A 23,811-nucleotide genomic window follows, 5' to 3' on the forward strand; every position below is an offset into this window, starting at 1 on the left:
TACACAAACTTAACCTTGCTTTTTAAGAGGTAGTAATTAAAAATAATTTATATTTGCTTCCGAATTTATTAATGTGAATTTCATTTATTATGAGCAAATCTAAATTAGAGTACATCTGGTTGGATGGATATTTTCCAACACAAAACATGAGAAGTAAGACTAAAGTCGAAGAAGATTTTAGTGGAAAATTAGAAGATTGTCCAATTTGGTCTTTTGACGGATCCTCTACAAGACAAGCCGAAGGTGGATCTTCAGATTGTTTATTGAAGCCTGTGGCTATTTATCCTGATCCTGCACGAAGAGATGGATATTTGGTTATGACAGAAGTTTTAAATGCTGATGGTACACCACACGTATCAAACGGTAGAGCTACGATTGAAGACGAAGATAACGATTTCTGGTTTGGATTTGAGCAAGAGTATTTCATCATGGATACCAAAACGCAATTACCGTTAGGATTCCCAATCGGTGGATACCCTGCGCCACAAGGAATGTATTACTGTTCTGTTGGTGGAAAAAATACACATGGTAGAGATTTAGTAGAAGAGCATGCTGATTTATGTATTGATGCGGGATTGAATTTTGAAGGAATCAACCAAGAGGTTGCTTCTGGACAGTGGGAATTTCAATTGTTCGCTAAAGGAGCAAAGAAAGCTGGAGACGAAATTTGGGTAGCACGTTATTTATTAGACCGTTTAACCGAAAAGTACGGATACTATATTGATTATCACCCAAAACCGTTAGGGAAAGATATGGACTGGAATGGTTCTGGTATGCACGCAAACTTCTCTAATACTATATTAAGAACTTGTGGAAGTCAAGAAACATACGAAAAAATCTGTGAAGCATTTAGACCTGTTGTAAAAGAACATATTGCGGTTTATGGCGAGTTTAACGATCAACGTTTAACAGGAGATCATGAAACGGCTTCTATTAATGACTTTAGCTACGGAATTTCTGACCGTGGTGCTTCTATCCGTATTCCTATTATTACGGTAGAAAAAGGATGGAAAGGTTGGTTAGAAGATAGAAGACCAGCTTCTAATGGTGATCCTTATAAGATTGCAGGAAGAATTATTAAAACTGTAAAATCTGCTAACATCAGTTAATTAAGATTTTTAAACTATATGAAAAAGAGCTTGCGAAAACCGTAAGCTCTTTTTTTTTAATCAATTTCTAAGTACTGTTAAAATATGTCCATATCAACTATGACAATATCAGTATCGGAAGCGCCTCCACAAATTGAAATTGAATTGTTGATTTGATACTTTTCAAATTTTTCTAACATAATACCAATTCTACTATAATACCAATATCCTGTATATTTTTAAAACACTAAATAGATGAAGAACACATAGGTTACAAACAAAATAATACCTTCATACCGATCGATTCCAAATTTTCTTGGAATATATGCAAACGGATAGAGGATAAACGCAAAACCAAGCATCCAAAAGATGTCACGTGTTAGTATTTGTGGTTCTATGACTGGAATTTCTGTAATGACAGACGTAATTCCTAATACAGAGGCAATGTTGAAAATGTTGGAACCAATTAAGTTTCCTAATGAAATTGCTTTTTCTTTTTTAAGTGCCGCAATCACAGAAGCTGCCAATTCGGGCACACTTGTTCCAATAGCAATCATAGTGATGGAAATGACACCTTCACTCACGCCTAAATTTTGTGCAATGGCTTTGGCGCCATCTACTAAAAACTCAGATCCAAAATATAAAGCTGCACCACCAATCCCTAACCAAAGAAAGATTTTTGCATACGAAATGGTCGCTGCTGTTTCGTCCACATCTTCAATATCAATTTGGTCTTTGCCTTTTTGCGCCGAGCGAATTAAAATAACTAGAAATGCTATTAATCCGATAATTAAAATGATTCCTTCCCAGCGAGCTAATAAGTTTCCTGTCCACAGAAAATAGTAAATTACTAAAGAGAAAACCATCAACACTGGCCATGTTAACTTGTAAAATGTATTGTTGACAGCAATGGGACCGATGATGGCGGTAATTCCCAGAACCAATCCGATATTTGCAATGTTAGAACCAATGACATTATTGATGGCTATGGCTGGCGAATCGCTGATAGCAGCATTGATACTGACCAATAATTCAGGTGCTGAAGTCGCAAAGGAAACCACCGTCAGCCCAATCACCATTTTGGAAATATTCAATTTGAAAGAAAGTCCTACCGAAGCTCTTACTAGAAATTCTCCTCCTAAAACTAACAGTACGAGTCCTCCAATGAGATACAATATATTTTCCATGAAAACTTTTTTTTGCGAAGATACTATTTCCTTTTACAAGTAAAACAGGAATTTTGGTGAGTTCACTATAAATATTCAGCGTTTTATTTTTCCTGCAATTCAGCTAACCGATCAGTTGCATACGGGTTTTTGTGTAACACATTTGACTTTTTAAAGTTTTCAATTGCTTTTTCTTTGTTGCCAAGTGTTGTATAAAAATCTCCTAAGCAACTGTATACATAAAAATCTTTTGGATAATAGGATGCGTTGAGCTTAAAGAATGCTTCCGCTTTTTCAAATTGACGCAAGTCCATCAATCTATTTGCAATGTCTTCAATGTAGTATTTTTTTGGTTTTATATTTCTCTGAAATTCCTTTGATAAGCGTTGGTAATAATTTTTTACTTTCGCCAACACATCCTTTTTAGGGTTCATTAATTCTTGCTTCGTAATTTGTATTTGATAGAAATCAAAAATGTAACGCAACGCATCATATTCAGCAATGAATGGCACAGAACCATGTGTATCGTTTTTATAATATTTCCCTTTGTAGGATAAATTGTTTAGAGCATCTTTTTTTAGCACAGCATTCAATTCTAAAATAGCTCTAATATGGCGCGTTGCATACGCCGTGTCTTTTTTCACTTTTATAGTATCCATACCTTTGTGCATAGTATTTGCTATGGCTACGAACAATTTTTTATGCTTGTAGCGTTCGTCAAATTTCGTATTCCTTATTTTTTGTAGCAGTTTTTGATCATTCCACCACATGGAAGGATCAATGGCAACGTACGCATTGAACAATTCAGGTTTTTGCAGAAGTATATTCATTACTGCTAAACCTCCGAGTGAATGCCCAATAAACATCCGATAGGATTCTGTTTCGTAGGTTTTGTCTATATAAGGAATTAATTCTTTTTCTATGAATGATATAAATGCTTCGCCTCCACCAGTATTTTCAACTTTATAACCGCTTAATTTAGATGATTTTTCAGTTAATCTTGCAGGTGATAAATCTCTTATCCGATTCGTATTTGGAATGCCAACGATGATCATTTTTGGACAGATTGTATTTCCATTTACAGCACTTAATTGGGTTACCATTCCTACAACAGAATAAAAATGAGAATTTCCATCTAATAGATAAAGAACAGGGTATTTTTCTCTTTTTTTAACCGTATCTGAATTTCCATCTGGATGATGAATCCATAGTTCTCTAGTTTCATTTAGTATGTTGGAATGTATGCTGTCTTTTATACCAATAGTTATCGTATTCTCTTGTCCATTTACATAATGAATACAAAGGCATACCAAAAAGATGAACTGTATTTTTCTCATGATGGATTGATCTCATTTTTAAGGAATATTCAGTGTTTAAGCAGTTTTTAGTTGCTTCTGTCAAAAATACAAACTCCTTTTTTCCTTTACAATGTAGGAATGTTTTATAAATTATCTACTAGATTTTTCATATTTCTAAGATCATGTATTACAAAATAAAATCATCCTATACTTGGCATTGTTCATTTTTAGAATATTTGTAAAAGAACCAACATTTTGTTAAATAAACTATAAATTTCGTTGTTTAACTATTTTTATAGTTGACTAACGAAATTTTTAGTTATATTTGAACTGTATTTAAAAATAAAGTCACATCAATTTGTATTCAACTATGCAAAAATTAACAAATAAGGAAGAAGAAATCATGCACATCATTTGGAAGCTCGAAAAGGCTTTTGTAAAAGAGGTGATGGCAGAGATTACTACGAAAAAACCACATTATAATACATTATCAACCATTGTGCGCAATTTGGAAGAAAAAGGATATGTGAGTCACAACGCATACGGAAATACGCATCAGTATTTTCCGGTGGTGACCAAGGAAGCGTACCGTAAAAAGTTTATGGCGTCTGCGATTCAGGATTATTTTAACGACTCGTACAAAAACGTTGTTTCCTTTTTTGCGAAAGAAGAAAAGATTAGCGTGGAAGATTTGAAAGAGATTATTAACCTCATTGAAAAAGAACAGTAATGGAAGCATTTGTACTATATTTTGCCAAAAGCGCTGGTGTTTTAGCCTTATTTTTAGGACTGTATTTTTTAGTGTTGCGAAGAGAAACACTTTTTCATGAAAATCGTTTTTTCTTGTTGAGTGGCATGATAATTTCACTAGTGTTGCCATTTTTGGTGATTACACAATACATAGAAATTCCAGCAATTACCAACGTTGTTACTAGTTCTTTTGCATACACTGCAGATGCTATTCCTGTTGAAACTTCAAGTATTCCATGGATGCGCATTATTTTGTATACATACATCGCTGGTGTTGTTGTGTTCTTTGGGAAGTTTTTACTAGAACTTTTTTCTTTGTTCCGTTTGCTTTGGAAATCGTCAGTTTCACACCGAGATGGACAGTTTTTATATATTGAAACAAACGCTTCTTTCTCGCCTTTTTCATTTTTTAATTACATCGTATACAATCCTGAGTTGTATTCTGAAACCGAATTGGAAGCCATTTTAAAACACGAACAAGCACACAGTCGTCAATTACATTCTTTAGATGTTTTTGTGGCAAAATTGTATTGTATTTTCTGTTGGTTCAATCCTTTTGCGTGGTTGCACAAGAAATTTATGTTACAAAATTTAGAATTTTTGGCGGATAGTGCGGCTATCAAACAAACGCCTTCTAAGAAAGAATACCAATTAACGCTATTGAAAGTGTCTGGAAACAGTTATTGTCCAGCATTGACCAACAATTTTTATAATTCATTAATCAAAAAACGAATCGTTATGTTACAAAAAACACAATCTACACAAGTAAACAGGTGGAAACAAGCATTGATTGTTCCAATGCTCATTGCTTTTGTCTTTTTATTTAATACAGAAGTAGTTGCCAAAGAAGTTGCTACTGCTCCACTCACAAATAATGTGAAGCCTATTATTGAAAACACCACAGGAGATTTAGTCATCGTAATTACAAAAAACACAACTGTTGACGAATTGAAAGCGTATAAAAAACTCTTCAAATCACAAAAAATTAAGTTTACATATAGTAATGTTGACTTTAATTCTAAAGGAGAAATTAGTAAAATTTCATTGGTATTAACCTCTAAAAATACGCAAACTGCCAATGGAACTTTTGAAACTATTGATGATAAAGCAATTTCAGATATTCAATTAGGAAAACGCGGTGACGAACTGTTCATAAAATCAGCCGGATTTGGAGGAGACAAAACTGTAAAAGGTGTGTATGCATATACCGTAACCTCTGATTATGATGAGGACGATGATGGAAAAAACAAGAAGAAATTTGTCATCAGAACAGACAATAATGGGAAGACCTCCAAACAAACTTGGATTCAAAAAGATAAAATACAAACCATTGATATTAAAAAAGAAGATGATAAAGAAGTGATCATTATTAATGGCAAAAAGGTAGATCCTATTGAGACTATTGACATTAAGAAAGAAGGTGAGAAAGAAATCATTATCATTGACGGGAAAGTAATATCTCCAGAGACTGAGATTGAAAAAGAAATTGAAATTAAAACTGGCAATGCTAACAAAAAAAAATACATTTATACCGTTACTGGCAGCAACGAAGAAGAGGAAAAAGAAGTAAAAGACAAGAAAATTAAAATCTATCGATCAAGCGAAAGCAAAATCGTTTTTAATTCTTCAGGAAAAAAAGACAAACCACTTTTTATTATAGACGGCAAAGAAGTTTCAAACAAAAAGTTTAAAGATTTGGATGCTGAACATATTGAAACCATGACCGTATTGAAAGGTGATTCTGCCACAGCAAAATATGGTGAAAAAGCAAAAAATGGTGTAATTATTATTAAGACAAAGAAAAAGAAGGAATAGTTTTTTTACACTGAATTTGAATTGGACAAAAAAAGCAGTTGCGACGATGCAACTGCTTTTTGCTTTTCTAGTAAATGTTTGTAGTGTACTACAATGTAGCGTCTAAACTCATAATCATAGTAACATCGCCTTCTTCAAGTAAAGTTCCATTACCAACACGCATGCTATCTACTCGAAATGTAGTAAAGTAAGTAGAAGCTGTTCTGAACCATACATAAATATGATCATCCGAACCTATGTATTGTCCCGCAGTAATTCCTGTAGAACTCAAAACACTTGTGTTTGTATTGCGTAATCTGTTGCTTCCACTGCCATTTGTATAGCAATAGCCAACCCAAGTTACATCAATAATATCTGATGACCCATACGCATATCCTGTGGCTTTTAAATGAAACATTTTATTATCTGTATCAACTCTATAAGGTAATTTTAAATGAAATATTGGCAAATTTGAGTTTGAGGTTGTAAAAAACTTCACAATACCGTTTCTTACGCTTCCAACATTTGTTCCGTCATTCACCGCTAATGTAATTGCTCCTGTTTGTCCATTGACACTCGTTACAGGCGCATGTACTTCTGCGGCACGCTTTGCTCCTTGTGGCGTTACAGCTCTGTTGGTATCTGTTCCTGTGGTAACTTCTGCAAGTGTTGCCAGTTCTACTTTTCCACTGGTGGAAATGGTGGCATCTGGTACCGCAGTATCTACAATATGATTTGCCGTTTTTGGCGTAATATACTTCGTATCATTGGTGGTTAATGCTTCCGTTAGCGTCGCTTTGTCTTGCCCTCTATTGACCTTGCTGTCAATGAGATCGATAAATTCATCTTCTGTTGGACGATCTCCTGTTTCAAAATATGATTTTAATGCTGTTCTATTTTTTTCTGCCATGATCTAATTTTTTTGTGTATGTAACTATTATATCAAGAATGAAATTCCATTAATACTTGTCCAAGAAGTACTGTAATTATAGCATCTTACTTCTCCTGTAGCCAAGACATCAATTCGCGTCATCACATTTCCTGACATGATTGTATTTAAGATAATTCGCCTGTTAGGTCTGTAACCAGAAGGCAATGTAAAAACGTCTGTTTGACTTCCTGTTGGTGTTCCGTTTCGCACCAAACCTTCAATAAAAACGACGCCATCTTTTTTACGATATCTTGCAAACTGATACGTACTGCCATAATTTTGAATTCCGTTTTCCAATGATGCATTCTGCCATCCTGAATCGCTTCCTCCAGTTACAATCGTAACATCACCTGTTTGTCCATTGACACTCGTTACAGGCGCATGTTCTTCTGCAGCGCGTTTTGCTCCTTGTGGCGTTACGGCTCTGTTGGTATCTGTTCCTGTGGTAACTTCTGCAAGTGTTGCTAATTCCACTTTTCCTCTAGTGGAAATGGTGGCATTTGGCACTGCATTTTCTACGATATGATTTGCTGTTTTTGGCGTAATGTACTTTGTATCGTTTGTCGTTAATGCTTCCGTTAAAGTTGCTTTGTCTTGCCCTCTATTGACCTTGCTGTCAATGAGATCGATAAATTCATCTTGCGTTGGGCGATCTCCTGTTTCAAAATATGATTTTAGCGCTGTTCTATTTTTTTCTGCCATGATCTATTTTTTTGTGTATTTAAATTTGTGAACTCGTCTGCACTGTTTACAGCACAAACGAGTTCACGTGCTTATCTAATTGTAAATGTGGTTCCGATAATCATATCTCCAATACCGCCAATGTCAATCCAATTGTCATCGTTAGGCATCGTTAATATATTTTCTTCGGTACTTTGCATTCCAGACGTGTTTTGCGCCACTACTTTGAAATGGTGATATACCGTATTTCCATCTGCATCTTGCGTCGCCAAACTGTGTGCTTGCAATGAGGTATCTTCCAATAAGACAAAAATGTCAGATTGGTTGGTGGTGATTTCATGAATTTTCACCCAGTTTCCTTGTGCGTTCATTTTGAACACGGAATAGGTTCCATTGTAACATGTTTTTTGCCACTGCAATGCAATTTGATTGATATCGCCATTCGCTGCAATTGGCTCCGCAATATACTGTAACGTCGGTGCTGGCGGATTGGCTACTTCGACCATCATAGAAGCTACAATTTTTGACGCTTGTGAAGGCGCATATTTTGTAACTGGCGATGGCGGCGGTGTTACCGTTCCGTAATCAGCTTCTACATATTCTATTTTTCTTGACACTGTCAAACGATAGAATAATCCGTCTCCGTAAGGAACTTCGTCTAAGTCTGAAAAATCATCGTAAACCGTCCATAATTCACTGCCAGCTATTCCTGCGGCGTCAACATCAATCGGTTCTAGCGGCGTCATTGTACGAATAGATTGTGCATCTAATTTGTTGAATGCGCGATAGATATTCACTTTTTTGATGTCCTGAATTTCTGGATACGCGTTGATTTCCAATTGAATTTTCGGCGTTGTTCCTAAAACTACATTCTCTAATACTGGCATGATGCGTTTTACTTCTGGTGCTTCTGGAGCATTGGACGTTACCAATTTGATAGGTCCTAGTGCGCGACTGAATTCTCCCAATTTCATTTGCGAACTTAATTCTCTAGCTGCGTAGAAGTAAATATTGTTTGATGTACCATCTAAGTTAAAGTCTGTAAATTGTGTAGTATGCGGACTTGTACTTGTGGTTTTCATCATTGGTGCCATTTCAAATGCAGGATCGGTTGGTGATAATACACTTCCGTTTTCATCTCGAAGTACTTGTTTTTTGTTTACTGGAACATACTCTGATCCGTTGATGTATGCGTATACAACAGGTACTTTGGTTAACGGCACAAAAGCATTAAATAATACACCTTTTACAAAACCTAGCAATCTTGAATCCCCTACCGAAATGTTCCCAACATCCGTATTAGAAGCATCCAAATCTGTCACAAACGGTGTAATGGTTTGAGCTGGCGGAAATGCGGTATTGCTATTGATTCGCGCAATGATATCATTTGCCCATTCAAACAATGCCACTTTATTAGGATTCGGAAATTTGTAATGATCTGGCGATACATCCACTGGTGGATAGTAACGATAATCACCTTCGGTTTCAAGCGTAGCAAAGTCCAAAAAGTTTTCCCAACGATTTGCAAAATAGTCCTCGTAATTTCCTCCCAAAGCTTTTAATGCTGCTCTAATTTCGAGAACTGTTTCTTTTTCATAGAGTGCGTTTAATAATGCTTCATCATTGGCTCTGTAAAATAACACACCGTGTGGTTTGTGTGCGTATTCCGTAGTAATGGTGTATGTAGAACGTCCAAAGAAATCTGGTCGCGTTGCATATTTTGCACCATCAGGTTGTTCGGGCTGTTTTGCTTCCACAATTTTTTGCGCAAACATAATCTTCGGAATACTGATGTTTGAGTAATACGGATTGTTTGTATCGTGACTTCGCAATCCGACGATAGAATTTTTAACTTCCTCATCATCGCCAGGCAATAAATTGGCTTCTGTTAATCCATAGGTTTGGTTTTCATACAAATACACTTTGTATCCAGGATAAAAATTTACCGAAACATTGGTGCCACTTTGAATTGGATCGTAGTCCGTATCGTTAGAAAATAACGGATCAAACGCGAGTACTTGCACATCGCTTTCTGTGGTATCTCCAACATATTTTATGTTGAGAATTTTTGCCACTTTTAACACTTTGCGCTTTCCATTCGGATTGTCTTCCGTATGCACACGCACAATTCCGCGGTACCATTCTACAGAATCACTCGTTTCACTGTAATCAATGTGCTGATCTAACACGATGCCGTGGAAGGTAATACTGTACATTCCTTTGTGTCCCATCACTGGATCACCGTTTGTATCGAGGTCAATGACTTCATCAACTTTGGTAATGGTGGTATGATTGCTTGCTGGATTAGACCAAATTCCACGTGTTTTTTCTAAGTGACGTTCCAATTCGCCTGCATCACCTTCTACCATCACAACTTCACGGTGAATTTGATTGAATGTGTCCACTTTTACATGTAACGGTTGTGGATTTGGCGTTCCCCAACTTGCAGGTGTTTGCATGTTTTCAATCGCCATAAAAATACCATCATTCGTAATCTCGATCGCTTGCAATGCTTCCGCATCTGCCGTTGGAATGTCACTTACCAACGCATCACTGATTTCTTTTTTGTACACTTTAAATTGTGGAAATCCGGAGGTTTGAATGACTTCATGAATGATATGTTGTTGTTCACCAATGATAAACACACCACCTTCATAATTGCTCTCCAAACCGTTTGGAATACTTGGCGTCAAGGTTTGATCTACGCTAGACAGATAGTATTCGTCTACCGTAAGGATAGAAACCAAATTATTGGTCGTATCTTCTTCAATGTTGATGACTTTTCCTGAGATGTTGTTTGGCATTTCATTCCTGAAAAAGATATCCACGTCTTCCGCAAATATTTCATCATTATCATCAAAAATAGACGTTGTATCCGTAACCAATTCTGTATCCGTAATAGCGGAATCTTCAGGCACTACATAATCCACTAATTCTTGATATGAATGGTAATCAAACGAGATTCTCACCAACGTTTGATCGGCATCTGGTCCGTTGTCAATTTCAATTTGCTTGTAACGCTGTTGCTCCGTTTCCGATGTCAATAGTAACGGCTGCTCCTTTTGAATGAGATGCGGCTGAATGTTTGACGGCGGCAACAACGGATTTTTAGGCTGCAATGCTGTGATAATTGACACTTCCGTGGGACTCGACGTTGCTCTGGAGAACCAATTGATTCCGTACGAACCATAGTAGTGCGTTCCGCTAATAATTTGTTTGTGTACAAAGATTGGCTGTCCTACTTCTGGTAGTGTTATTGGAAAAGCTTCATAACGTTCCGATGCATTGGAAACTGTCGTATCTGTGTGTAAATAACGCTTGTCATGTGAAATCTCTGGTTTCTCCCAAACACCAGGATCTGGTTGACCGTCACGTTGTTTTCTATACTCGAGTCCTGCATAAATCGGAATGGTATATTCTTTCGATTCAAATTGTGTACTTTCCGCATAGAAAGCTGGATTGTAAGCATCTTCCGGAATTTCTTCTGCGTATAAAGTTACGTAGCGTTTTCTTCCATCATGTGTATATCCATCATCATCTGTAATGCTAGAAGGTTCACTTGTTTCTGTTCCGAAGAAAGCACCTGGAACTACTTCATCGAGTTCGATTGGTAATGGCAAACGTTCGTCAGAAGTCGCCGTAGGCAAGCTCATACTTAAATGTTGTACTTCACGTGCGCCTTGTCCATCTTCTAAGTCGCCAAAAGTTACATATTCTGCAATGTATACAAATTCACCTTGCTGCACTTGCGAAGCGATGTCTAAGAATCCTAATCCTAACATACGCGCCATGTGATAGTCGTAAGACGCAATGTTGAGCATGTCTAAATTTGAAATTTCCATGACATCATCTTCGCCTTCTACCACGATGTTTTCATCTACAGGAATTTCCTCCACGGCTTTTGGATTGTTGATATCATCACTGAGTGTAATGTATTTTCCAACCACATCTTTTAAGTTTCTATCATAAACATCAGCTTCTACTACATTCCATTTGTTGATGTAGTTGTCAATATTTACGGTAGCATCATCGTTAAAACGTGGCCAGTTTCCATCAACCAAACCTGCAGATGGTTCTAATTGTTGTAACGCAACGGTGTCATCTAGCGTAAGTGCGTAACTTCCCATTGGTGTCCAAGCTTGATTTTCGTTGGTGTCTTCAATGAAATCACCGTACAATTCAATATGCACTTCTGTTAGGTGCGTGTTGTTTCCGACACATCGGAAAGTACGCCCATTTTCACATACTAAGCGTGTGTTTTGCAAAGCGGAACTTGCAAAGGTTTTTCGGTTGGTTTCTTTTTTTAAGGCAATCAACGTGTTGGTAGAAACCGATAAGGTTTCTGTTTGCAACGAACTGTTGGAAGCGGACGCACTTACTTTTGCTTCTACAGCAAAGAATAAATGTCGTTTGCTTTCAATTTCAATCAGTTCATTCCCATAGTTTTGCATGAATCCTTGTGCATTGGATGCAGGATTGATCACGGCACGAACTTGTGTATATTGCGTTTGGTTTTTGAAATATACATGGAAATCTTTTCCTTCAATTCGGTAAATCCATACACCATTTGCGTCGTCCACGATGTTTGGCGCTTGAGAAAAGTTGATCACTTTTGCTACTTTTCTGTAAGGCGTTCTGTATACACGAACAAAGTCATCGTCTTTGTTGAAGTTATTCGTAGTATTTGCATAGTTTCCTTTTGGCAAGTGCTTCTCCCCTAAAGCACCTGAGAAAACCCAGCGTGTGTGAATACCTTGTGTGCTTCCATCGTTTCCAGTAGATCCTGCCGCTTGCAAGTAGAAATTAGGTGATTGAATTGCAGTATGTTCACTCGGTGGAATGGACGTTGTATTGCAATTCTCACTACAGTAATCTGTACGTGCTGCCGCTAAATCTGTTGCCGTCATGGCAATGTTTTGATATGTGTTTGGCAAATCGCTAATTGTTGGGGCAAAGTCCGCATTTGTAAATGTTTCTTGCACATACGGCGTTGTCGCTACATTTTCCGAGATACAGTTTTGCAGCTCCAAATTGGTTTTAGCTATATACGCTGCACTTGTTCCTACAATTCCACCTACTAAGAGCAATTGTGCGTCTGCATCGTTTAGTAACTGACTGATGCTATTTTTGCTGCCAAAGTCTAGTTTTTTACGCCACAATTCGTTGAGTTGATAGTTGAATTTAATGACTTCCGAAGCACGATCTGTCGTGTAATTTGCGATACAATAAAATGTATCATTCGCTCCTTGTACGAGTCGCACGGAAGGACTCAGTTTGTCTGTTGTGCTTCCTAAATTTGTCGTTTTTACAGTGTAAGAGTCTACCGCATTCGAGAAATTACTTATAAATAATCTGTTCGTATTGTCTTGTATCCCTGCTACAATATAGTTTTCCGTCGTGGTGGACGTTGCAATGGCTCCTGTGGCGTAAATATAGGTTCCGTCGCCAAGGCGTTTTCCCCAATTTAGCCCTAAGTTATCATTAAATGATAATACGATAGCATGACGAATTGGTTGTCCCGCTGGTGTGGTAGCAGAACCTACAATGGTAAATCCGAAAGGTGTTTCTACTACGCCCATGATTTGCTCATCAGAAATCCCTGCTACTTTTTTGGAAGAGAGTAAGTTTCCATTTTCGTCTAATTTGTACAGTTCCATATCATCTGTAGAACCGCTTTGATTGAACCAAGCAGTAATCAGGTATTTTTGTGTACCATTGCTATAATCGAGCGTTCGCAATCCTGTGCTGAATCGCGTGTTTGGCGAATATAATAGTTTAGACCATATTACATTTCCGTTGCTATCTATTCTAAATACTATTAAATGTGATCGGTTGGTTTGTCCTGTTGCATAATGTCCTAATACAATGGCACTTTGTCCATCTGGACATGGTGCTACAGACGATAAACCTATGGTTCGCTCTACAACTGTTAAACGTTTGCGCCATACGACTTCGCTATTGTCATTGAATAGCGTAACGACTCCACCAACTCCATTTCCGCCCACGGCAAGTATACGATTGCTTCCCAGCTTGCATACAGCGCCAAAACCATCAAACGTACCATAACTTCTGAAGGAACTTGTAAAGTAACAATCGCCCAAAATATAGAATTCTACGGGTGCAATTTGTGAACTTTGCGTTCCGTTGAGTGAAAAGCTTGTGATTGCTGTTTCTTCTACACTTGTCGATTGTAAGATGGAAGTGTATGTTCCGTCATTGTTATCGATCGTTGGCGTAATAGTTCCTTTGTTTGTAGTAATTTGCACAGTTTCTCCACCTGCGGTGATGTTGTTTCCATCTGCGTCTTTGAGTTGTACCGTAATTGTTGACGTGCTGCTTCCATTGGCTGGAATTGCTGAAGGATTTGCCGTTATGGTACTGTTATCCAAGTCTGGTATTGGTGTAGCTATACAAAGCTCTACCGTTTCATTGTTGAGATTTGTTTCTTCTAAAGCTTCATACGTTTGTACTGTTACGGATGCGTCTTGGAATGCAATACTTCCTGTTTCTCGTACTAAGTTTTCTTTTGTTAGTGTAAAATTACTGTTCTGATTTACACGAATACAGGTATTTTCTTCCAAAGAAGTATCTGCTTTTATGACCGATTTGTTGTCCCACACATCATTGTCATAGCCAACTCCAAAAGGAATAAACAGGAGCGCATTGTTGAGCGCATAGAACGTATCGGGATGCAAACTTGCTTTGTCAATTGTTTTTGACCATTGCAATACGCGGTCGAAACCATATTTCTCTACAATCGTTGAACTTGGCGATGTTGTTCGATCAATATTCATTCGATAGTATGCATCGTTTGTATTGATCATTTTTGAACTGTAGTGTGTCGTTTCGTCAAACCACATGGCGCTATGCGATTGTGGAAAGGTACTTCCCAAAGGAAAAGACAAGAAAAATACTCGGTTTTGAATGTTTGCAGAACTTACTAAGGTTCCATTGTTTACAAATGCCGCACCTCCTACTCCTGACGGTCCTGAAGGTGTATATATGGAAGAATATTCTACATTTTCCGTTGTTGTCAAATTACCATCTAGTTTTGCCAATGATACGACACCGCGTCTGCCACTAGGGAATGTACTACCATTCCCTATGACAACTGCTTGCCCATTTTCTGCAACTAGATCTAATACAAATCGTGAGGAAGTTTCCTCCATACTTCTGAGCACATTTCCGTTACTATCTATCGTAAAGATTAAATTATTAGACCATGCTATGTAATTATTTCCATACGGCAATAGTTTCATCTTGTACGACGAATAAATTGTTTGTTCATGTTCGTACGTTTTGAACCATATCATATCATCGTTGCTATTGAGCTTGATGATGCAATATTTATCGCTTGCGCCTGCGTTGATATTGTCATAATATCCGAATATCAATCGATCTCCATTGGGTGTTCTCACAATGCTTCTCAAGAAGCCTGATCCTACTTCGCCATTGGTAAAAGTTTTTACTGAAATGAGTTCAAGATTACTATCTGTTTTTATAAGTGCTATTTTGTTTGAACTTACAGATGATCTCGTGCCCCAGTAGAAAAACCCATCGACTTCTCCAAGGAAGCTCACAAAAGCATAGCTATTGTTTACTTTGATTTTCTTTATAAAAAAGTCATTACTTAATGCCATCTTCTTATTTTTTTAACTGTCAATTTTATTTTTTTTGTTACTGAGCTAGCACGATATCTTCCGTTCTTGCTGTGTAATCAATTATATATTTATTTACTTCCCAAATCAGGTATCTGAATTTGAAATTGAGTGTTTCCGCCGTGATTTGTTTGCTTTCATGCATGATGATTGCTTGCGCGTAATCTTTTGAGTACAATACTTTGTATGCATCGTCATCAATGTCGGTTACCTTGTCAAATACTCGGATGGCACCTCGTTTACCGTCCGTACTATCGTTTTCAAATATTTCTTCATCTCCATTGATCAATTCAATTGGAATTTTTGGAATATTGAATGGTTCTGGATTTCGAATTAGAAGCGCTACGATGTTTCCATCAGCATCTAAAATTTTGTTGAATTCTGTGTTGACTGCTGGATCTAAGGGTTCCATTCCTAATACACCTTCTAACAACCTGTCAAATACATTTAAGTATTGTGTTTCTAACGCATCGCTATTCGTATCTGGAGTTCCAGTTACGATGTTGTATGCCGTATTGATGTCCGCTGGCGTTAGGTTTGGCAATGGTACATTGAACACCGCTTGTCGTGTATTTTCAGGATCATCTTCATCTACTAACAGGTAACTGTTTACCTGCGCTTCAAAGTTTTGATAACGTGATGTTTGGAATACGTAGTTGTGTACTTGCACACTCGATACCACATCGTTGCTCTCCGTTTCGAAGGCATTGTAAATCAATGCGGTATACAGCTTCTGCGGTTTCAAATTCGTTAAGGTTACCGAGTATGCGTAGCTTTGTGGCTGAATTGCATTTCCTATCAAAAACGAACATTCAATTGCATCACTATTGTTGTTGATGTAGTTGATAAAGTTGTTCAACATTCGGATGTTTAATGGAATTCTCGGATCATTATCATCAATCCATGGAACGCCACCTTCGCCGTTTCCATCTGGTAATGGCACCGAATCTTCATTGTAATCAATTGGTAACGGATACGGAATGGTTACATTACTTACTGGATCTTTGATGGCAATGTGCATTGCGCCTGTTAATTCAGGTGAACCTAAGTATCCTTCCCATGAACGCAACATGTGATATGCCAATGGTTTGGTAAAGTACAGTGTGATTCTACATTGTTCTTGTCCGAAGAACACTGGTTTTGCCTGCAACAAGTTACCATCTGCATTCGGATATGATTTGTCGTAATCAATATACTGACGCAATGAGGTTAACGGATATTTGTCTGGATTTGCAAGTTTTCCTGAAAGGCTTGGATCTCCATTGTCATCTAAACGGTTGATAATCGTATTGACGTTAGCTGGATCTTCATATTCATTTCCATACGTAACACCATCTGCATCGTGGAAGTGTCCAATTGGTCCTGCTGTTTTGAATCCGTAGTAGTAATCAAATGTATCGCCACCTTCGCCGTTGTCTACTTCATCTTTGAGTTGATAGTGCACATAGAACGTTGAGTTTGGTCTCCAGATTGGTTGTGCAGTGTATTGTACTGCTTCTTCCATATCTTCTTGTTCTTGCTGAATAGCATCTTCTCCTGGAATCGTTTGATTGTACTCAAATTTTTCAATAGATAACCAACATACTTGCTGAAGTGAAGTGTTGCATACTTGCGGTTCTTCGTCAGTTCCGCCCGGACAATCACACTTGCCGAGTTCATAAATTTTATCCAAAATTACATTCGCGTAGCTAATAGCACCTTCTAATACTGGTGGTCTTGCAAATTCTGGATATCTGATTAAGGTATCAATATCTGCGCTTAGTGCTAACAGTAATCCATATTGTGGATTTGCGGCATCAAATTTTTCAATTCTTGCTATCATATCCAAGAAGCAGTTCCAGTTGTCTCCAAAAGGATCTTTTGCTTTAAAATTGATGCATGCAAACAATGCTGTGTTTAAGACTTCATATAAATTACAAAGCGTTTCATCTTTTTCACAGTCTCCAGGTCCTCCACCTGATGCACAAAGGTCTTTTTCTAGTTGTAAGTTTTGCGCAACAGCTCGAATATCTCCAATGACGTAGGATTTTTGCCCCAAGTTTTCCACAATGGCATCCATTTTTAGATATGTGAAGTCGCGTTTTGGCAACTCTGTGATTTTATCTTCTTTCTTGGTTACACAACTTGCTAATTCATCTCGTAATACAGCCAAGTATTCACTCGTTACAAAGGTGTAATTCTTTTGCAATCCATCGTAGTGAATGTCTTTGATTCCTGAAATTGGCGTTGGTGTGTTGAAATCAAATATTGCAGCAATCGCTAAACTTTGATCACCCATAATTGTAATTCTGTACACTGGCGCATCATCATTTGCCACAATGACACTGTTCGGTATGTCGGAACCTGTAAGTTTCCAATTTCTGAATACGGGCAATGCGCGGGAACTTAATTCTTTGAATTCTTTACCGTAATATGGAATGTATGTGATTGTCGATTCTGATTTTGTGATATTGTCCATAATGAAGTATAATTTGTCTTCATGCATGAGCATATCTGTAATTTGAACCTGATCTTTGCTATTGATGAGATAGTTGTTTTTCAGTTTCAAGCTGGCATCAAACTGAACAATTGTGGTACTGTATGCATTTGGTGACTCTGTAGCTCTTCTGCGAATTCCAATCATGATACCTCCATCAGGATCCAAACAGCTATCGCCTACTTCATACCAATATTTTCCACCATTGTTCAATCCTGTTTGATTGATAACTTCACCATTTTCGTTGATTTCAATCACGTGTACATGATCTCTTTTACTTGATAAACAGGTAATAAAGAATGTGCGATTTTGTGTTTTTACTACAGACATTCTATGCGTATCCAATCCTTGCTCACATATAAAGTAACGTTGCCACAGTATGTTTCCGTTGGTGTCTACTTTTAGGTAGAATAACCTGCTAGAGAATCCGTGTGCAATGATGAGCAAGTTGCCATCTGAAAGCTCTTCAATTTCTTGAAACTGCATTGGTTCATTGTTAATGAAGTACGCTTTGCTGAAAATCACTTTTCCTAAAGCATCTAGCTTTGTTAAGACGCCATCATTGTCATTAGAACCGGCAACATTTACAGACGGATATCCAACTGCGTAGAAACTTCCGCCGATCAATTTCATTTTTGAGTATGAATTTGAAAGTTGTGATTTCGCCAAAACGGACGCATATGTATATGAGTTAAAGAATGAACCAAGCGGATTGACGCTTTTTGCTGCTACACTTGTTTTTAAGGTTTCCAATGCTGGATCATCCTTTGTTTGACCGCAACCTTCTTCACCAATAATCATTGTACTTGTACTGAGTGCTAATTGTACTCTTGCCACTTCATTTTCACATTCTTTTTGTGTTTTGAAGTATTCAATGCGTCTTGCAATGACTTCGCCACTTGTATCAACCACATTGAAATAGAATCTGTTGTCTACCGTTTCTTTGATCACAACGCTATTTTGCTCGTTTACCATAGCAAATACTGCTGCTTTCAATTCGCCAATAGTAGCTTCTTTTGAATGGTGATGTGCGCTACTACTAAGAATGATTTCACAGTTTTCATTGAACACTCTAAAGCGGTATTCGTCAATTCCATCTGTATCAATTTCATTGTAAATTTCAGCTACAATTTCTTTTTTCAATGTACTTGTTGCCGCAGAAGATTGTATAGAACAGCCTTGTGCTTCTAATTGAATCAATTCCGCTTGTAATGCTTCCAATTGTGCTTGTTGCGCTGCTGTGAGTGGTATAATTTGTCCTGTTTCACTGTCATACGTAGCTTCTTGCAATTCAGCAATTTGCTCACGAACGGCACGAATTAAATGGGCATTGGCAGATTTTGGTGTCACCGTAATTCTAGTGATTAATTCAGTATCATGCGCATACGAAACTACGCTCGTTAATGCTGCTTTGGTTTTGTACACTTCATGAATTTTCTCGTATTGCGGCACATTTGCAGTATCGCTTGTGACCGTTTTGTAGTAACGAATGGTTACGCCTTCTGCATAGGTTGTCAATTTTAAATCGGTATTGACAGCTGCTTCTGGTAGTATGATAATGAGCGTATCTGCATTGCTAAATTGTAGTGATTGCACATAATCATGATTGTTTTCAACATCGGTAACTTCCATACAACCAACTGGTGCTGGTTCGTTTGATGAAATGAGTACTGTTTCTGTTGTATTACTTCTCGATCCTTGAGACGATCCACCTGTACTTATTCGCATTCTTCGGAAGTACATGTTATAGAAATACTGTTCTTGTGGAGTTGTTGAAGGATATTCATAGTTTGATTTTACTTCAACATTAACTTTTAAGTTTCCATCTTCAATGATTATACTTTTAATTTCTAAACTTTCAAGAGGTTTGCTATTATTGTTCAATAATACAGTGTTTACTGCTGTAAGATATTCCTCTGAAAGTTCTACTAAATTCGTTGCAATGCCATCTTCAATTGTGTAAATTGTTAGCGTAGTTCCAATACTTACCGCAGAGAATGTTCCGTTGATGCGCAAACGAATACGATCAAAGTTTGCCTCTTGAATTTCTTGTCCATTATTTGGATCAATGATCGGTGCTGACCAATTCATATTTTGCACATAAATAGTTTGTTCTAAATCACCAGTTCCTTCTTCTATAGAGTAATACGCACCATCAATGTAATGACCGATATACCCGTTTGGTCTGTAATATTTGGTGCCTAATGGTTTTTCTAAAAAGTCAGAACAATCGCCTGTTTCTTTTGTGGTAACACAGTACAGTTCGGATGGTGTTATTCCATATTCTTCAGGAATAAACCAACCTGGCTCACCTGCTTCCATATACGAGAATGGATTTGTGGCTAGTAGTCGAATGGAATCGTATTGTTCTCCGTTTCGTTGCCAGTATCCAATACGCAAGTGATCTACATTTGGTCTTTCTAGTGCTGGTACTACAGCTTCAAATGGATGGTATGCTTTCCAAGTATTTCCGTCTGCCATGTAAATACCTATTTTTTCAATAGAATATTTGTGTTTTACTTGGCGTACTTCTTTTCCTCCACGTACTACTTTGTTTGGCGGAATTAAGTCGATAAAGTTTTTCGCAGCACCTGTATGACCTCCAATTTTATTGGATATTTCGCCAGGGACTAAGCCTTTCATCGCTTTGAAGTCAATGTAGGTATCTAAAGGAATGACTTTATCTATTTGTCCTGCCGTTGGCTCTGTGGCAAAGTAATTCAACTCAAACGTTTCATTCGTTAACATGTGTACACCTTGCACGGCTTCTTTTGTTCTATCAGGATAGTTTGGATTGTCTCCATTGGCTAATGGTGCAATTGGAGTTCTGTCAACCGATTTGTCTTTTTCCCACTTCAGTTTTACTTTGAAGGTTTTACAGATTTTCACGATGATTCTGATACAAACACGGATGCGCACTTCTGCGTATAGTAAGAATGGTTTTGCCGCTTCCGCAGATAGAATGGCATCGAGACTCACTCGGAATCCCACAATTTTCCACACACTAATTGCAATTGTTCCACCAAAAGCAACATATCCTCCTAATTGGAATCGCTCAAAGCTGATGAAGCCTCCAACTTCTACATACGCACTGATTTTTACTTTGATACCGAAGAAGTTTTTCTTCAATTCTAAATCGACTCGTGCGCCTGCTTCTATTCCTCTTGCCGAAAGCATTAAGAACGATTGTGCTGTAATGATTGTTAAAACTCTAGCTGTAATTGGCGATTGTTTGGTTCCGAAATTGAGATACCAAGCAGATGGATTGTTGAAGAAGAATCCGGCTTGTACTTCGGCATAGAGATCAATAATCCAGCCATTTGATTTTGGCAATTGATAATCGGCTCCAAACCAGAATTCGAACGAATCATCTCCTACGGCAACTCCTGCAAAGAATGGTGGTTCGGTATCGTCTAAGATTCCCAAACGTTCTCCCAAGACATTGGCTCTACCATCTAAGATAAATACCGATGGTAAGGATAGTATTGCCATGAGTCGCGTGGAGAATAGATATCCGTCATCGTGCATGGTTCCTAATACTGTTCCTGCGCCGACTGCAACTGGCAAGTCGTACTGATTGGTTCGCGGCGGTCCGCTGAATTTATCGAGATTTACACCTCGTTTCGGATAGGTATAGTAATCATACCAAGTATCTTCTCCTGAAACGAGTCCGACGGCTTCTTTTTCGGCAACGTATTTGTATCCGAGCAATCCTCCGAATCCGTAAAATGCTAATCCTGTAGCCGCTAATGGAATTGGCGTTGGCATTTCTATTCCGGCTTCGATGATGAATGCAGGTTCTTTGGGTTGCAAACGCATTTGCGCTGCACCGCTGATGCGTGCTTTTGGTAATTTTAACCCAATTTTCCCTTCGTATTCTGGAGATTCTCCAGGTTCAGGAATCGACAACATACCATTGATGATCGCCAATGCTGAATCTGGATCCGCAGTTCCTGGAATGATTAAATCGACTTCAATGGTTTGTATACGCAAGAAGCTGTCGCCATCGCCACCGTGTTCGTCATTGTCCGTTGTGTAGTAGTATTTGATTCCTTCCCCACGTGCGTCAATTCCTAAAGGATCTAAACTGATGGCGCCATCAAATCCCCAATAGTTGTATTTACGCATCACGCCATCTTTTTCCTGTTGATGCGATCCGAAGTGAATTCCGGTCACGGCAATTTCAATAGGCCCTAGATTTAATGAAATATTTGTTGGAATAAACGCATTTCCACCTACAATTTCCATAGATCCATCTTCGTATACACGTAGTTTAGGCAATACGATTTTTTGATCGCCTAATACACGTTTCATGATGTCGTTTTGGAATGTAATTTCGCAGGAGGTTCCTACATAGAAATTGTCATCTTCACGTCCTAATTCTAAGGTTAAGAAATTAATAGTTACAAAGTCAAATAGACTTAATGGAATTCCTTCTGGTTCTGAAGCGGTAAGGTTGAAATCGCCTTCTTCATTAAGGTGTCCGTTGATTTCTATTAGAGCTTCATTACCTTCACTATCTTTTAGTTTTGGAATTTTTAAGCGTCCAGCAATATTTGATTCAATGATTGAATTTTGCTTGAACGTGATGTCAAAGTTTTTGAATCCAAGTTCCCAATTCCCGATATTTACAGGCAAGTAATCATCGTCAGTTGTTGGCGTTCCGTTAACCGTTTCTATAGCCACTGTTCCTGAAACGCCCCCAGTTCCGATGAGCATGTTATATCCTGCAATTCTGAGCGTGGAATCGTTTACATTGTTGAACCATTTTTTAGGTAGTGTTACTGCGGCCGTTTGGGCATAGACTCCGCGGAAATCGTCGGATCTTCCATCAGCGGTAGCTTCTGGAATGTTTCTGTCTTTTCTCAGGTCTAGTTTTAAGTTTGAAAATTCAATTTGCAATCCAGTTTTTCCAATTTCAGAACGTTTGAAATCGAAACTGTCTTCATTGAAGAATTCAAATCCTTTTTTGCTAGATATTTTGAACCTTCCCACATTATAAATTAAGCGAGAGTGATATGGTTCTGGCAATACTTCTCCAATTGCAATTGTGGTTGGATCTACATCAGGATAGTCTGTAGCTCCTGTGTATATTGGTCGCAACCATTTTCTTGGAAATTGCAAAGCAAGATCAATATCTTCTATTTCAAAATTGAATTGAGGAATGAGTATTTGATAAAAATCTTCTTTTTCTAGTTTCCCAAAATAGCGATTGAATAGTTTTTGTACTCGCTCAAAGAGTTCATCAAATGAGTAGTCACTATTGTTTAAGAAGAGTGAGACAACTACGTTGAGAATATCATAGTTGTTTTGCCCTAAAAAGTCAACGACTTCAGAGGTGCTCAGTAATAGATCTTCCGAATCTGTGAGTCCTAATGTTTCTGTAAATTCTGTATTGAAAGTATTGACAAATGAACTTATGGAATCATCTTGCGGTATGAATGTATCAATTGCATCTAGTAAGAATGCTTCTTTGGTTGTTCCTGCTACATCAAATAAAATTTCTATTATTGAATTGATGGCATTATCAAAACTGTTGAAGCTAAATTGATTTTTGTATCGAATGATTGTCCAGTAATAGCTTAGTGAAATTGGAATTTCGAGTGAATTTTCCAGATTTCCAGGATTGAGTAAGAGTTTTAATCCATCGGTTCCTGGAAACGAGATTCCTACATCTTCAAAGATGATTGCTGTGAGTTTGTATTCTCCAAATTCTCTGTAGAATGTTTTGTGAACTACAAAGTCTTTGAAGTAAATATGCTCAAGTATTGTGTCTAATCCTTCTTCAACAAAACTTAAACTAGCAGGAAGATTGTCCAGAGAGACTAAGTCTTTTACACTAGGATAAAATATATTATTATTTTCCGGCATAATATTGTTATTTACGTTCAGTTTTTAACTGATTTTCTTTTTTTCTAAAATTTGAAAAGCGCATGCTTTGGTCATATCAAATTCTTGTGTTAAGAATT

9 protein-coding genes are annotated in these 23,811 nt (G+C 37.7%); 3 read left to right on the top strand and 6 right to left on the bottom strand.

Annotated features, from left to right (window positions below):
* Positions 1-89: 89 nt before the first annotated feature.
* Complete coding sequence (locus KORDIASMS9_RS21805) at positions 90-1,109, top strand: glutamine synthetase beta-grasp domain-containing protein (protein WP_114904882.1); 1,020 nt, start codon at positions 90-92, stop codon at positions 1,107-1,109.
* A 218-nt stretch (positions 1,110-1,327) separates the two neighbouring features.
* Here the strand turns inward: KORDIASMS9_RS21805 and KORDIASMS9_RS21810 are convergent, their stop codons facing one another.
* Both KORDIASMS9_RS21810 and KORDIASMS9_RS21815 read right to left on the bottom strand, forming a co-directional pair.
* The gene (locus KORDIASMS9_RS21810; protein ID WP_114904883.1) at positions 1,328-2,275 is read right to left on the bottom strand and encodes a calcium/sodium antiporter; all 948 of its coding nucleotides are present in this window, start codon (positions 2,273-2,275) and stop codon (positions 1,328-1,330) included.
* An 83-nt stretch (positions 2,276-2,358) separates the two neighbouring features.
* On the bottom strand, positions 2,359-3,591 hold the full coding sequence (locus KORDIASMS9_RS21815) for an alpha/beta hydrolase-fold protein (protein WP_114904884.1): 1,233 nt from the start codon (positions 3,589-3,591) through the stop codon (positions 2,359-2,361).
* A gap of 331 nt (positions 3,592-3,922) precedes the next feature.
* On the opposite strand from KORDIASMS9_RS21815, the gene KORDIASMS9_RS21820 reads away from it, so the two are divergent.
* Both KORDIASMS9_RS21820 and KORDIASMS9_RS21825 read left to right on the top strand, forming a co-directional pair.
* Positions 3,923-4,282 carry a BlaI/MecI/CopY family transcriptional regulator gene (locus KORDIASMS9_RS21820; RefSeq protein WP_114904885.1) on the top strand — a complete coding sequence of 120 codons (360 nt, stop codon included), beginning with the start codon at positions 3,923-3,925 and terminating at the stop codon, positions 4,280-4,282.
* Positions 4,282-6,117 carry a M56 family metallopeptidase gene (locus tag KORDIASMS9_RS21825; protein WP_114904886.1) on the top strand — a complete coding sequence of 612 codons (1,836 nt, stop codon included), beginning with the start codon at positions 4,282-4,284 and terminating at the stop codon, positions 6,115-6,117. The genes KORDIASMS9_RS21820 and KORDIASMS9_RS21825 overlap by 1 nt, the downstream gene beginning before the upstream one ends.
* Before the next feature lie 88 nt (positions 6,118-6,205).
* On the opposite strand, the gene KORDIASMS9_RS21830 is transcribed toward KORDIASMS9_RS21825, so the two are convergent.
* The 4 genes from KORDIASMS9_RS21830 to KORDIASMS9_RS21845 form a co-directional block, all read right to left on the bottom strand.
* Entirely contained in the window at positions 6,206-7,006 is an 801-nt protein-coding gene (locus KORDIASMS9_RS21830; protein WP_114904887.1) for a hypothetical protein, read from the bottom strand.
* 27 nt (positions 7,007-7,033) lie between these two features.
* Positions 7,034-7,729, bottom strand: a complete 696-nt coding sequence (locus tag KORDIASMS9_RS21835) for a hypothetical protein (protein WP_114904888.1) — start codon at positions 7,727-7,729, stop codon at positions 7,034-7,036.
* 71 nt (positions 7,730-7,800) lie between these two features.
* Positions 7,801-15,348 carry an Ig-like domain-containing protein gene (locus KORDIASMS9_RS21840; protein WP_114904889.1) on the bottom strand — a complete coding sequence of 2,516 codons (7,548 nt, stop codon included), beginning with the start codon at positions 15,346-15,348 and terminating at the stop codon, positions 7,801-7,803.
* 37 nt (positions 15,349-15,385) lie between these two features.
* The gene (locus KORDIASMS9_RS21845) at positions 15,386-23,713 is read right to left on the bottom strand and encodes a hypothetical protein (RefSeq protein WP_114904890.1); all 8,328 of its coding nucleotides are present in this window, start codon (positions 23,711-23,713) and stop codon (positions 15,386-15,388) included.
* Positions 23,714-23,811: the final 98 nt, after the last annotated feature.

Origin of the sequence: Kordia sp. SMS9 (genome assembly GCF_003352465.1) — a bacterium.
GTDB lineage: Bacteria > Bacteroidota > Bacteroidia > Flavobacteriales > Flavobacteriaceae > Kordia.

Excerpts from the sequence above, each read along its gene's own strand:
- KORDIASMS9_RS21845 (WP_114904890.1), bottom strand. The coding sequence starts at position 23,713 with ATGCCGGAAAATAATAATATATTTTATCCTAGTGTAAAAGACTTAGTC.
- KORDIASMS9_RS21815 (WP_114904884.1), bottom strand. The coding sequence starts at position 3,591 with ATGAGAAAAATACAGTTCATCTTTTTGGTATGCCTTTGTATTCATTAT.
- KORDIASMS9_RS21805 (WP_114904882.1), top strand. The coding sequence starts at position 90 with ATGAGCAAATCTAAATTAGAGTACATCTGGTTGGATGGATATTTTCCA.
- KORDIASMS9_RS21825 (WP_114904886.1), top strand. The coding sequence starts at position 4,282 with ATGGAAGCATTTGTACTATATTTTGCCAAAAGCGCTGGTGTTTTAGCC.
- KORDIASMS9_RS21840 (WP_114904889.1), bottom strand. The coding sequence starts at position 15,348 with ATGGCATTAAGTAATGACTTTTTTATAAAGAAAATCAAAGTAAACAAT.
- KORDIASMS9_RS21835 (WP_114904888.1), bottom strand. The coding sequence starts at position 7,729 with ATGGCAGAAAAAAATAGAACAGCGCTAAAATCATATTTTGAAACAGGA.
- KORDIASMS9_RS21820 (WP_114904885.1), top strand. The coding sequence starts at position 3,923 with ATGCAAAAATTAACAAATAAGGAAGAAGAAATCATGCACATCATTTGG.
- KORDIASMS9_RS21810 (WP_114904883.1), bottom strand. The coding sequence starts at position 2,275 with ATGGAAAATATATTGTATCTCATTGGAGGACTCGTACTGTTAGTTTTA.
- KORDIASMS9_RS21830 (WP_114904887.1), bottom strand. The coding sequence starts at position 7,006 with ATGGCAGAAAAAAATAGAACAGCATTAAAATCATATTTTGAAACAGGA.